The organism is Salinivibrio sp. SS2 (assembly GCF_001722075.1).
Lineage (GTDB): Bacteria > Pseudomonadota > Gammaproteobacteria > Enterobacterales > Vibrionaceae > Salinivibrio > Salinivibrio proteolyticus.
The window spans coordinates 23486-36710 of record NZ_MEBP01000063.1 but is presented as its reverse complement, the minus strand read 5'-3'; the positions used below and the strand labels follow the sequence as shown (position 1 = coordinate 36710).

The following is a 13225-nucleotide window of genomic DNA, read 5'->3' as shown; positions in this document are numbered from 1 at the left end:
ACTGCGCCCTTTCTTCATGCATGAGAGGTTGAATGCTCACTCTATCGAATAAGGTGGCGATTCCCGACAATGAAATTGAGCTCACGGCCATCCGCGCCGCAGGGAAAGGCGGGCAAAACGTCAACAAAGTATCGAGCGCCATTCATCTACGCTTTGATATCCAAGCCTCGTCACTGCCTGATGCGTACAAAGCCAGATTAATGGCTCTGTCTGATTCACGCATCTCCAAAGAGGGCGTCGTGGTAATAAAAGCGCAAAACTATCGCACTCAAGAATTAAACCGAGAGGATGCGCTAGAGCGCTTGCAGGCATTGATCAAAAGCGCGATGGTAGAACAGAACAAACGTAAACCCACTAAGCCTACCAAGGCCTCACAGCGCCGTCGCGTGGATGCGAAAAAACGTAAGAGCCAAACCAAGTCGCTACGTGGCAAGGTGGCGCCTTAACCGTTTCACGCCACCACTTTATTCCGCCCCCCCGCTTTCGCCGCATACAAATTCGCATCCGCTTGACGGTTAATTTCTTAAGCACATTTTGATGCCTCATAATGCAGCGAGACCCCACCCATCTTGCGCGCATATCTAACCCCTTAGACGCCTTTTTGCTTGCTTATCCGACATGGGATTGCTCTAATGTTACAAGTAACATTTTCAGCTAGTGCATTGAGATGAAAGACAAAAGAAATCGCGCTACTTTACAAGATATTGCCGATCGCGTCGGGATGACCAAAATGACAGTCTCTCGCTATATGCGCAATCCTGAGTCAGTTGCACCCGCGACACGCGACAAAATTGCGACGGTGATTGAAGAGTTGGGGTACATTCAAAATCGCGTCCCTGCGATGCTATCTAAATCATCAAGTAAAGCCATTGGTATTGTGCTCCCCTCGCTGTCTAACCAAGTCTTTGCTCATTTAGTACAGGGAATTGAACGCGTCACCAAAGCGCATGGCTACGACATTTTGATTACGCACGCCGGTTATAGCGAACAGGCAGAGGAAGAGAAAATTGCCTCTTTGCTGTCTTATCAAGTGGATGGTTTGATCCTCACTGAAACTAACCACACCCCACGCACGTTACAAATGCTAAAGACTGCCGCTGTTCCTGTGGTAGAGACAATGGAGCTTCCAGAAAAGCCAATTGATATGGCCGTTGGGCTTGATCATGGGCAAGCCGCTTATGATGCGGTTCAAGCCATGATTAATAAAGGGAAAACGCAGATCGTGTACTTGGCGGCTCGGTTAGATACCCGTACTCAGCTGCGGCAACAAGGGTACGAACGCGCGATGATACAAGCAAGACTAACCCCTCGCTGTGTTGCCACCGAAGAGCATTCTTCATTTAGCTTGGGCGAAACGCTACTTAGCCAAACCTTGGCTCAGTATCCCAACTGTGACGGGCTGTTTTGTACCAATGATGACCTCGCCGTCGGTGCGTTACTCGCGTGTCGTGCCAAAGGCATTGCTGTTCCACAAACCCTCAGTATTGTTGGTTACAATGCGCTCGATATTGGCACTGTGGTCAGTCCTACACTGACGAGCGTCGCGACGCCGCGTGATTTGATTGGTGAGCGCGCTGCGACACTGTTGATTCAAGCGTTAAGCGGCGAAACTATCTCCGAAAAAATACAAGCTGTTCCACACACCATCACAAGCGGCGGCAGCTTATAACCATCGCCGTTAACTAGGCGATCACGAGAATAAATAGCTCGCTCCCTCGTCAGCGCGTGATACCTGCTGACGCGCCGCAGCAAACCAATCACGTCCCCATGTATGGCTCGCTTGAGGCGGCTCTGCTACGGAACGCTGAGATAAATCAGCATGGCAAGTCAACTCGCCAGCCTTCGCGTCCAATGTGATCAGATCGCCGTCTTGCACACCCGCCAATGCACCGCCATGCATGGCTTCAGGACAGACGTGCAAGGCCGCAGGGACCTTGCCCGATGCGCCCGACAACCGACCATCTGTCACCAATGCGACCTGATAACCCATTTTTTGCACATTGCCAAGAATAGGCATGAGCTTATGCAGCTCTGGCATGCCATTCGCGGCGGGGCCATTAAAACGCACCACCACAATCACATCTTGGTTGAGCTCACCACGCTGATAAGCCTGCTCGACTTGGTGCTGACAATCAAACACCCGCGCGGGCGCACAAACCACACGGTGCTCAGGATCCACGGCAGAGACTTTGATCACTGCATTACCCATATTGCCAGACAGCATGCGCAAACCACTGGTTGCACTGAAGTGTGAACCGGGCTGGGCGATGACCGCTGTATCGGTTGATGGGGTGGCAGTTTCCCAAACAAGCTGCCCCTTATCTAATCGTGGTGTGGTCAGCTGGTCGCTAAACTGGCCGATAGCAGGCACAGTGTCCGCATGCAGTAACCCAAGCGAATGCAGATGCGCCATCAGCGTGGGCACGCCCCCTGCCGCCTCAAAGGCATTAATGTCAGCGGGTCCATTGGGGTAGACCCGAGCCAGTAAGGGCACAACATGAGAAAGTGCATCCATATCTTCCCAGGTTAGGATGATGCCAGCGGCACGCGCCATCGCCACCAAATGAATCGTATGGTTGGTGCTGCCGCCCGAGGCCAACAACGCGACCACACCGTTTACCACGCTTTTTTCGGTCACCACATCGGCGAGTGGTCGGTAATTCGTACTTCCCGCACATTGGGAAGCTAACGCTGTTGCCGCATAGCGGGTCAGAGCTTGGCGTAATGCTGAGTTGGGGTCGACAAAAGCCGCACCGGGAAGAATCAATCCCATGGCTTCAAGCACCAGTTGATTGGTGTTGGCCGTGCCATAGAAAGTACAGGTTCCCGAGCTATGATAAGCTTGGCATTCCATGGTCAATAAAGCTTCTTTGCCAAGATTGCCTGCCGCATAGGCTTGACGCACCGCGACTTTTTCTTCGTTACTTGTCCCCGAGGCCATTGGGCCGGAGGGTACAAATAAGGTCGGCAAATGGGCATAAGCGAGCGCTCCCATCAATTGCCCGGGGGCAATTTTATCACAGACACCAAGCAGCAATGTTGCATCATATACGTTATGACTCAGCGATATCGCGGTTGCCTGAGCAATCACATCACGTGAAAACAAGGACATTTCCATTCCCGGCTGGCCCTGTGTGACACCATCACACATCGCGGGCACACAGCCTGCGACTTGCGCCGTGTGGCCCAAAGGTTGAAGCGCCGCTTTGATTTGTTCAGGGTAGTGAGCATAGGGCGCGTGCGCGCTAAGCATATCGTTATAGGCGCTGATAATCGCCACATTGGCGGTGGTCATATCCAGCATATGTTGTTTATCTTGTTGACACGACGCCGCCACGGCGTGAGCCATGTTGCCGCAAGATAGGGTGGTGCGCGCTTTCCCTGTATCAGCTTGCTGTTGAGTCTGACGCAAAAACGCGGTGCGCGTCGGTTGGCTGCGCTGGCGTAACGCCTCTGTCACGGCCATTAAAGTCGGGTGTGTCATTTCCGATCCTCCATGGCTACTAGGGCGTGCACGGCACGTGTCACCACAGTATCGATGTCTGCATCAATGGCAACGCGGACAACATCAGGCTCATCGTCACCCGGCGCCTCCAACGTCGCAAACTGGCTATCCAGCATATGGGTTTTCATAAAATGCCCTTTGCGCGCTCTGAGTCTTGCGAGGATCAGTGCATAATCGCCGTCGAGAAACAAAAAAGTGACGTTCTGATTGCCCTCACGAATGAGATCGCGATAACGACGCTTCAAGGCAGAGCATACAATCACCCCATATTCTTGTTTGTGTTCGAGACTAAAAGCAGCGTCACGGATCCGGCATAGCCATGGCGTGCGGTCATCATCATCAAGCGGCTGCCCACTTGCCATTTTCTCGATATTTGCCCGTGGATGCAGGTCATCACCATCGATGAATTTGGCCTTCAAGCGCGCTGCCAATTTCACGCCTAGGGTGCTTTTTCCCGAGCCACTGACGCCCATCACAATCACACTGCCAATTGCCATACCGACTCCTTAGCGAGATTTTAACCAGATCTCATTTTTGATAACGCATTCAATAATTGTCTTTATCTTAGTGTGGTTACCGGTAACATGTTACCGGTAACTATGAGATTTGTGAAGTTTGACACAAACATCCTGGTCGGAAGAGGTGAGCCATGGAACTACTCGCACAAAGCCCTGAACCCACTACCCTACTCTTGATAGCATTGGGCGCTATCGCACTGTTATTACTCCTAATAATGAAGCTGAAGGTGCATGCGTTTGCATCACTTACGCTAGTCAGTTTAGGTACCGCATTGGCCACAGGGATCCCTGTCGATAAGGTGGTACCAACCATGATGAGCGGCTTTGGCGGCACCCTAGCATCGGTCGCTTTACTGGTCGGGCTTGGCGCGATGATCGGGAAGCTCCTCGAAGTCACCGGTGGTGCGAATGTGCTCGCCGATACCCTGATCGCTCGGTTTGGCGAAGCGCGTGCTCCCTTTGCACTCGGGATCGCCTCGTTACTGTTCGGTTTTCCTATCTTTTTTGACGCGGGGCTAATTGTGATGATGCCCATCATGTTTAGTGTCGCGAAACGCTTAGGTGGCTCCCCCATAAAGTATGCTCTTCCCGTCGCAGGGGCGTTTGCGGTTATGCATACCTTCGTTCCGCCACATCCCGGTCCGGTTGCTGCCTCCGATTTACTCGGCGCCGACATGGGTCTGCTTCTCGTCGTCGGGCTACTGGTTTCGCTCCCCACTTGGTATTTAGGGGGGTATTTATTTGGCTTGTATGCGGGTAAGAAATTCAATATCCCCCTCGCGAAAGCGTTTTTAAACACCGAAGTCATGTTTAAAAGCAAAAAGGATTACCCCGCCTTTTCAACTGTATTAATGACTTTATTGCTCCCAGTGCTGCTCATTTTCCTTGATACTGGCCTGAACGCGCTGAGCGTGGCGGGTATAGTCAACGGGGAGAGTGCTTGGGTCGGCTTTTTGCGTATGCTGGGTAAAACACCCGTTGCACTGCTCATCACCCTATTGACCTGTTTGCTGGTCTTCGGCCAAAAGCTGGGTAAGAGTAAAATGGAAAAGCTGTGCTCTGATTCGTTAGCACCAATTTGTGCCGTCATTTTGGTGACCGGCGCCGGCGGCATGTTTGGGGGTGTCTTGCGCGCGAGCGGTATCGGTCAGGCACTTGCCACCATGCTATCAGACACGGGTATGCCAATCATTTTGGCCGCGTTCGTGATTGCCACCTGCTTGCGCGTTGCACAAGGCTCCGCCACCGTCGCGCTGACCACTACGGCGGCACTCATTGCGCCCACCGTGTCGCATACTGTGGGTTTATCTCAATTGGATTTATGTTTTATTGTCATTGCGATTGCAGGTGGAGCAACCGTTTTATCGCATTTCAACGACTCGGGCTTTTGGTTGGTGTCGCGCCTGCTCGAAATGGATGAAAAAACCACACTTAAAACTTGGACTGTGATGGAAACCCTGCTCGGAACCATCGCGTTTGTTATCGTAGCGCTGTTAAGCGTTTTACTGTAAGGGATCTTCATGACTGACCTGAATCAACGCCTTAAGGCGATACGTATCGTGCCGGTAATTGCGATTAATCATGCGGAAGATGCCGTACCGCTCGCCAAAACCTTGGTCGATAACGGCCTACCCTGCGCCGAAATTACTTTTCGTACTGATGCAGCCGCAAACGCTATCCGTCAAATGCGCGATGCGTATCCCGAGATGCTGATTGGTGCCGGAACAGTGCTCACACCCGCGCAAGTCGACGCCGCGATAGATGCGGGAGCGGACTTTATTGTTAGCCCTGGACTGAATCCCATCACGGTAGAACATTGCCAACAGCGTGGTATTCCTATCATCCCTGGGATCAACAATCCCAGTTTAGTCGAGCAAGCCATGTCGCTTGGGCTGGATACCGTGAAGTTTTTCCCCGCGGAAGCGTCAGGCGGCATTGCGATGTTAAAAGCGCTCTCCGCGGTGTATCCCGTCAGTTTTATGCCAACCGGCGGCGTGAGTGAAGAGAATGTGAGCGATTATCTCGCCTTACCCAAAGTGCTGGCATGCGGTGGCACTTGGATGGTGCCCGCGACGCTCATTGATGCTAAAAAATGGGACGAGATTGCGCGTCTCGTCCAAGCCGTAGCGGCTTAACTAAACCGATGGCCCGCCGCATTTGCGTGGGCCATCGCCCTTCCATTTCATCCTGCCTCTTTTCCTTCTGTGAATAGCGCCACCAATAAACGCCAATCCTCTCCACCAAGTATTCATTTTGTTCATATACTGTTTATAGTGCATTCATCCATGTTGTGGTGAGTCAGATTTTCTTAAGATAAGGATAGGATCTATGTGGAAGCCGGGTGCTTACTTGCTGTGGTCCCAGCGCGTCGTTTTCACGTTAGTCTTCTGTTTGGCCATCTTGTCGAGCCCAGCGTCCTTTGCGGCTCATAGCGACACAGAACAGGCAAAAAAGCCAACGCTAAAAGTGGCTAACTCTCATTCATGGCGGCCATTTTCGTATCTTGACCGCAACCAAGAGCCCAAAGGTATTTTGATTGATTTTTGGCAAGAGTTCGGTACCCGCAATGGCTATGATATTGAGTTTTTGCTGACCGATTGGCAAACCTCCATTGACTTAGTGCGCTCTGGGCAAGCCGATGTACACGCAGGCTTATTGCAGTCGCCAGAACGCCTCACATTCATGGATTTCGGCACGCCGCTTTTTGCCATCGACACACAGGTTTTTTTCAGTCAATCCATGATGGGCACATCCGCTGACTATGTGCTTGCTGGTGAAACAGACAATGTGATTGGCGTGGTAAAAGGTGGGTACGAGCAAGAGTTTATGGAAACGGCATTTCCTTTGGTTTCATTACGCCTTTTCCCCAACAACCAAGCAATGCTTGATGCGGCGTTATCCGGTGAGCTAAAAGCTTTCGTCGCTGATTTACAAGTCGCGAATTATCATCTTTACACCACCACCAATCAAAATCTTTTTATTCCGGTTCGCCATCTTTATACCGAGACCCTATATGCAGGATTTGCCAAAGGCAATACGGCTTTGCTCAATCAAGTAAGTAATAAATTTAACTGGCTGGATGATGATACCAAACGCCAACTCCTCAACCGTTGGGTTTACTATGACGTTGAGACCGTTTATCCCGCTTACCTGTTTCCCACACTGATCACTCTCGGCGTCTTGATCGTGGTCAGTTATATTTTGCTGCTTAAACGTAATGTTCGCCAAAAAACGCGCGCGCTACAAATCGCTAATGGCCAGCTTCAAGAACAAGCCGTCACTGACTCATTGACACAGCTATATAACCGACGCTTTTTTTATCAGTGTTTAAAAGACAAACAAGGAGAGCCAAAAAACATGGCACTGATGGTCTTTGACATTGATGATTTCAAAGCCTTTAACGACGGATTTGGTCACGCACATGGTGACGAGGTGATCTGCTTTGTCGCAGAAACAGCCAAAAGTCTGCTGCCCAATGATGCAGTCCTTGCACGTATTGGCGGTGAGGAATTTGGGGTTCTTCATCCCTTTTCCAGTGCCGAACGAGCACTATCACAAGCGCGGTTATTGTGCGATGAAATTGCGCGACAAAGCCTCGCGCGCTTTAATCATCCCATGCCTGTGACGATCAGCCTAGGCGTGGCCTATTATCCTGATGGGCTCAGCGATAGCGAGATCGTCGCAGCAGATAAAGCGATGTACCAAGCCAAAAAGCAAGGCAAGCACTGCGCCGTACTCAATGTTATTTAACCGCAAAACTGGCTCTGATTAGCCGTTACGACGATTGTCCTCATACGGTGAGATAACGCTGCACGCAGTGAGCAAAAGGCGGCCACCTGTTTGTCGCCGCCGACGGGGTAACTAGTGATTTTTTTGCTCAGCGAGCCGAGACAGTACACGGGTGAGCAATCGTATTCTGGGTTCCACCGAGTCCAGTTGAAGGTATTCGTCGTCACTGTGAAAATTCGCCCCAACTGGCCCAAAACCATCCAAACTGGGGATCCCAATGGCAGCGGTATTATTCGCATCAGATCCGCCACCTACCGCTTTCCAATGAATTGGAACACCTTCATCAAATGCAGCCGCTTCGACAAGATCCATCAAGTGCTCTGTTTCAGGCGTCGGAACCATTGCCGGTTTATAAGCTTCGCGAACCAATTCAATGGTGACATCAGGCGTGTAAGGATGAGAAGCGCGGGCTTGAATGGCTTGATCGAGCGCATCATAGGCTGTGTTATCCCAAAATCGAATATCAACCAATGCCGATGCATGCGCGGCCACAATATTCGCTCCCGTTCCGCCTTCAATCACGCCCGCATTAATACTGGTGCCAGCCTCAAGATCTTTCATACTATCAAGCGTCACCAACCAGTGCGCTAACTCTGTGATCGCACTACGTCCTTTCTCTGGTTCATTCCCCGCGTGCGCCGCACGGCCTGATATGGCTATTTTATACCGTGCCATGCCTTTACGCGCTTTCACTAAACCACCATCAGCCCGCGCTGCCTCTGCCACCAGCACATAACGTGCATCGCGTGCAACGGACGCCAGCCAGTCACTAGAATGTATCGAGCCCACTTCCTCATCGGGATTCATACAAATGCAAATGCTGAGTGCATCACGTTCAGCGTGCGGCAATGCGCGCAATGCATACACGATATTCAACAAGCCCGATTTCATATCGGATACACCCGGGCCGTAGGCAAAGCCCTCTTCCACATGCATCGGGCGCTCAGCTGCTGTACCTTTTGGAAACACAGTATCCATATGGCCAATCATCATTACATCAATATGCGGGTCGGTGGGCTGGTTTCGGATCTCCAATCCAACCCCTGCCTTACCACAATCTACACGCTTAATGTGCCAGCCTGTCATTTGTTCATACTTTTCAGCCATCAAGGATGCAATCACCTCAATGCCGTCGCGCTGGAACGTGCCACAGTCGACGTTCACCAGAGGCGCTAACTCATCCAAGTAGCGTTGCAAAGAAAACATCATCATGCCTCCTAAAGTAAAAGATTCATTACCCACATCGCACCAAAAGCATTGAGAATCGAAATACCAACCATGATGGGGATATAACGGCCTTCGGTACCAATCGGGCCCATCACTCGGCCGATGTATTGCACTTGTGAGCCCATTAAATAGATGGCGGGGACCAAAATCGCAATGTGGCTGCCGGTGAGAATGCCTTGGTCAAACAAGGTGATCACCACACCAACCGCGCCTCCCATTGACATCCATGCCCCCATTAGCACGGCAGCCGCTTCGCCGGGTAAGCCAAACACCGCCATCACAGGCGAAAACACCTCGCCCATCAAGCCTAATAACCCGGTAATTTGGAGCGCCTTGATAATCACAAACGCCATGACTACATTAGGAACCGTCGACGTCGTCGCAATGTGCCAACCTTTTTTTGCCCCTTCGACAAAGATGTCGGTGATCATGGGTTTACTGCTGGAAGAATGAGTCATGACGCGTGCTCCTCTTGATAGGATTGAGACGTATCTCGCTGTGGCCCTTTACCCTCGGTGATATTGAGGTAGACACGAAATACATTGGCGCCGATGAACTTAAACAAGAAGATCACACCAATCGCGAGACCAATCGACGAGGTCACGGCCAACGAGCCATCTGACAGCGTCAGAGTAAACAACACCGCACCCGATGAGAAAAAGTTGACGATGGTTGCCCCAGCCGTGAACTGAAACATGGTGAACACATCCGTTTCCCGTTTGGTCAAGTACCCTTCATCTTTGAGCTGACGCGTCATCGCCGCCCCCGCATCTGTGCTCTGCATAGAGGCAATTAATGCCAATCCTGAGTTGCCGGGAATGCCCAATACTGGTTTCAATAGCGGAGTTAAGAGTCTGCGCGCCGCATCAAGTGCCCCATAGTGCTCAAGCACACTGATCATACCGAGTGCGAACATCACTGTAGGAATAAGGGTCAGCGCAAAAATAAAACCGTCTCGTGCACCACTCCCGCCTTTACCGCGAAGTGACGTCGTTGCTACCTCCACCGACCCATCGGCCGCCGCTGTCGCTTGATAAGCCACCTGCCCGAAGGATCCGTTCAAGGTGGTAAAATCAAACACGCCGTACCATTGATTGGATTGTAACAATCCCGAGAAAAAAACGATCGCAAAGACCAGAGCCAAGTAACATCCCCATGTCACTTGTCTGTCTGTTTCGGTTGGATGTGTCATAAACCGCCCTCATGCTCAATCAACATTGGGCTTATCATCGAGGCAGACACGGAAACGAAAGTTGATAATTATCAAACTATTGTGTAAGAAGAGAGATAGGATTTACATAATATGGGCTGATTCAAAACCTAACAAATTAAGCCAAACTAAAGAGTGATGAATGTGACACTAACGGCTGATTTTATTAAGTTTATCTGTCACTACTAAAGGATGTGCGTAAATCGCTTCGGATAAGAAATTCACTAGAAATACATAAGTAAAGCTAATAAAAAAGCGCCCGAAGGCGCTTTTTCATCGGGCGACAGCGTACTGACTTAGCCCATCAGGTTATAGAGTAACGCAGAAATCGCCAGCATACCGGTCACAAAGATAAAGTAAGTACCGACTTTACCGCGATACTGTGCCAGCGCTTTGACTTTGTAGGCCGCGACAGTGGGCATGATAAAGAGGATCATCGCAATCACAGGTCCTGATAATGCGCCCATCATGTCGAGGATGCTGGGGTTAATCACCGCACACCACCAGATGGCAAAGAACATCACCACAACACCCAGCTTATCCGCTTGCTTGTAGGTCAGCTTGCTATGTTTGGTTACCAAACCATTCAAGCTTTCACGCGCGCCAAGGAAATGCCCTAAAAACGACGATGTGATCGCAATGAATGCGACAAGCGGCCCCAGCGTACCGATAAAGGGATTATGGGTGACGTTAGCAAGGTAAGAAAGCACAGACACATTTTGCGCTTTCGCTTCCGCCATTTGTGCTGGCGTGAGCGTCAGCACGCACGAGAATACAAACAAGAGCACAAAAGCAACTAACATCACGCCTGCGCGCTTAAGAATTTGCTCTGACTTGCCTTGCGCGTCATTGCCATAGTGGCGACGCTGAATGTTAGCAAAACTTGAAATCGCCGCTGCATGACTAAACGAGAAGATCACCACAGGGACCGCAAGCCACAGGTTAATGCCTAGCTCACCCATCGGCGGTAGGCTCAAGTTAGGCGTTTGCCACGATGGCACAAGATAAAACGACAAAAACGCCAAAATAGCCACCAAGGGGTACACCATAGCGGCGAAAGCACGCAACATGAGGCGCTCTCCACCCAGCATGATCGCAATCATGCCCGCCACTAACACACCGGATAATAAGATACGATTAGGAGATACCCATCCCAGTTGATTGACTAAAAAGCTGTCTACCGTATTGGTTAATCCGACGCCGTATATCAATAAAATGGGGAAGATAGAAAGGAAATACAACACCGAGATCATCCGGCCCGCATTGGCACCAAAATGCTCGGCGACCACATCGGTAAAATCTGCATCTTTATGGCGAGAGGAGAGCACAAAACGTGCAAGCCCGCGGTGTGCCATAAAGGTCATGGGGAAAGCAAGTACCGCCATGATGATTAACGGCCAGATCCCACCCATACCCAGGTTAATGGGAAGGAACAGGATCCCAGCACCGACAGCGGTACCAAAAAGGCTGAGCGCCCAGTGGGTGTCATGTTGGGTCCAACGAGTGGATACACTCTTTTCGGAGACTTCTATAGTTTGGTTCACGTCAAACTCTCTTATTTATAATATTTTGTGCGGTTGCATAGTAGCGAGTTCGACCGGATATATCACACAGATGTAATAGATATATGTACTAATTGTTTTGTTAAAAACTTGTCACATAAACTGGAATTATTTTTAATAACCAAATTATTCATCTGATATAATGTATTTTATTCAGAATAATTAACCAAATTATTAACAATGTTTAGATTGATTGAATTGTTTGCAAAATGATGTAACTACCACATTTTAGTTCATAGCATGTTGACATATTGTTATGTTAAGAATCACGTTTTTTGATGATATCTTTTTCATCTGTTACAAAGCTCACCCATCCATCCTCAATAGGACGAGCTGGCTCACAGTCACCACTCCAAATCACACGTAGCGTGACTAAATAATGAAATGAGCGGCTGGTCCTAATCAGCACAATCGCAACCAACGCCAGTCCGCGCAACACCACAACCAAACACACAATAAAAAGGAGTGTGCAATGGGTGAACCTATTATTATTGATTGCGATCCGGGACACGATGATGCTATCGCGCTGGTGATGGCTTGTGCACTCGATCAGCTCACTATTAAGGCCATTACCACCTGTGCCGGCAATCAGACGCTGGATAAGACGCTCTACAACGCTAGACGGATCCTCACCTTATTAAATCGCCACGACATTCCTGTCGCAGGGGGAGCCCATAAGCCCCTGCTGCGCGACCTTGTGGTGGCGAATAATGTCCACGGTGAGTCAGGGCTTGATGGCCCTGAACTTCCTGCACCCGCGATGGACGCTCAACCCGATAATGCCATCAGTGTGATGGCTCGCGTGTTAGAAGCTAGCCATCAGCCGATAACCGTCGTCGCCACCGGTCCGCTAACCAATGTCGCGCTGCTGCTTGCCACTTATCCCCACCTCGCCAATCGCATCAAGCGTATCGTTCTCATGGGTGGAGGGGCCACATTGGGGAATTGGACCCCCGCTGCCGAGTTTAATATTTATGTTGACCCTGAAGCCGCTCACCGTGTGTTTCATTCAGGGATCCCTATCACCATGTTTGGCTTGGATGTGACCCATCAAGCCTTGGTCAAAGATGCCGACGTTGCCACTATCCGCGCCATTGATAACCCCGTGGCACAGACCGTCGCGGGGTGGCTGGAATTCTTTATGCGTTATCACCGCGATCCCAAGTGGCAACTCGACGGCTCTCCCCTCCACGATCCTTGTACGATTGCTTGGCTTATCAAGCCTGAGTTGTTCGATTGTGAATCCGTATGGGTGGATATAGAAACACAAGGCAAACTCACCACTGGAATGACTGTGGTTGATCGCTATCGAGTGACCGGTCATGCCGCTAACGCTGATGTGGCGATGAAGGTCAACCGTGAAGGCTTTATCTCGTTACTGTGTGATTGTCTAACCCAATACAGCTAATAGGCG

The 13225-nt window shown here is 50.5% G+C and carries 12 protein-coding genes; 6 read left to right on the top strand and 6 right to left on the bottom strand.

Annotated elements, in window-relative coordinates; translation table 11 throughout:
- The first annotated feature begins 32 nt into the window (after positions 1 to 32).
- Positions 33 to 446 carry an alternative ribosome rescue aminoacyl-tRNA hydrolase ArfB gene (arfB, locus tag BGK46_RS05225; RefSeq protein ID WP_069587518.1) on the top strand — a complete coding sequence of 138 codons (414 nt, stop codon included), beginning with the start codon at positions 33 to 35 and terminating at the stop codon, positions 444 to 446.
- A gap of 215 nt (positions 447 to 661) precedes the next feature.
- A complete protein-coding gene (locus tag BGK46_RS05220) occupies positions 662 to 1669 on the top strand; it encodes a substrate-binding domain-containing protein (protein ID WP_139130735.1) in 1008 nt (335 codons plus the stop codon).
- 21 nt (positions 1670 to 1690) lie between these two features.
- Here BGK46_RS05220 and edd read toward each other — a convergent pair whose 3' ends face one another.
- Both edd and BGK46_RS05210 read right to left on the bottom strand, forming a co-directional pair.
- Positions 1691 to 3484, bottom strand: a complete 1794-nt coding sequence (gene edd, locus BGK46_RS05215) for a phosphogluconate dehydratase (protein WP_069587516.1) — start codon at positions 3482 to 3484, stop codon at positions 1691 to 1693.
- Entirely contained in the window at positions 3481 to 4002 is a 522-nt protein-coding gene (locus BGK46_RS05210; RefSeq protein ID WP_069587515.1) for a gluconokinase, read from the bottom strand. The genes edd and BGK46_RS05210 overlap by 4 nt, the downstream gene beginning before the upstream one ends.
- A gap of 152 nt (positions 4003 to 4154) precedes the next feature.
- Between BGK46_RS05210 and BGK46_RS05205 the strand changes: the two genes are divergently transcribed.
- From BGK46_RS05205 to BGK46_RS05195, 3 genes are all read left to right on the top strand, one after another.
- Complete coding sequence (locus BGK46_RS05205; RefSeq protein ID WP_069587514.1) at positions 4155 to 5534, top strand: GntP family permease; 1380 nt, start codon at positions 4155 to 4157, stop codon at positions 5532 to 5534.
- A 9-nt stretch (positions 5535 to 5543) separates the two neighbouring features.
- Positions 5544 to 6158, top strand: coding sequence for a bifunctional 4-hydroxy-2-oxoglutarate aldolase/2-dehydro-3-deoxy-phosphogluconate aldolase (locus BGK46_RS05200; RefSeq protein WP_069587513.1), 615 nt, complete (start codon positions 5544 to 5546; stop codon positions 6156 to 6158).
- Positions 6159 to 6351: 193 nt separating this feature from the next.
- Positions 6352 to 7773 (top strand): transporter substrate-binding domain-containing diguanylate cyclase, encoded by a 1422-nt coding sequence (locus tag BGK46_RS05195; RefSeq protein ID WP_069587512.1) that lies wholly within the window; start codon positions 6352 to 6354, stop codon positions 7771 to 7773.
- Positions 7774 to 7884: 111 nt separating this feature from the next.
- Here BGK46_RS05195 and BGK46_RS05190 read toward each other — a convergent pair whose 3' ends face one another.
- From BGK46_RS05190 to BGK46_RS05175, 4 genes are all read right to left on the bottom strand, one after another.
- Positions 7885 to 9021: a M20 family metallopeptidase gene (locus BGK46_RS05190; protein ID WP_069587511.1), complete on the bottom strand. Its 1137-nt coding sequence runs from the start codon at positions 9019 to 9021 to the stop codon at positions 7885 to 7887.
- 8 nt (positions 9022 to 9029) lie between these two features.
- Positions 9030 to 9497 (bottom strand): YjiG family protein, encoded by a 468-nt coding sequence (locus BGK46_RS05185; protein ID WP_069587510.1) that lies wholly within the window; start codon positions 9495 to 9497, stop codon positions 9030 to 9032.
- Positions 9494 to 10231 carry a nucleoside recognition domain-containing protein gene (locus tag BGK46_RS05180; RefSeq protein WP_069587509.1) on the bottom strand — a complete coding sequence of 246 codons (738 nt, stop codon included), beginning with the start codon at positions 10229 to 10231 and terminating at the stop codon, positions 9494 to 9496. Before BGK46_RS05180 ends, BGK46_RS05185 begins: the two co-directional genes overlap by 4 nt.
- Before the next feature lie 314 nt (positions 10232 to 10545).
- A complete protein-coding gene (locus tag BGK46_RS05175; RefSeq protein WP_069587508.1) occupies positions 10546 to 11793 on the bottom strand; it encodes an HAAAP family serine/threonine permease in 1248 nt (415 codons plus the stop codon).
- A 490-nt stretch (positions 11794 to 12283) separates the two neighbouring features.
- Here BGK46_RS05175 and rihA point away from each other — a divergent pair, with 490 nt between their 5' ends.
- Positions 12284 to 13219: a pyrimidine-specific ribonucleoside hydrolase RihA gene (rihA, locus tag BGK46_RS05165; protein WP_069587506.1), complete on the top strand. Its 936-nt coding sequence runs from the start codon at positions 12284 to 12286 to the stop codon at positions 13217 to 13219.
- Positions 13220 to 13225: the final 6 nt, after the last annotated feature.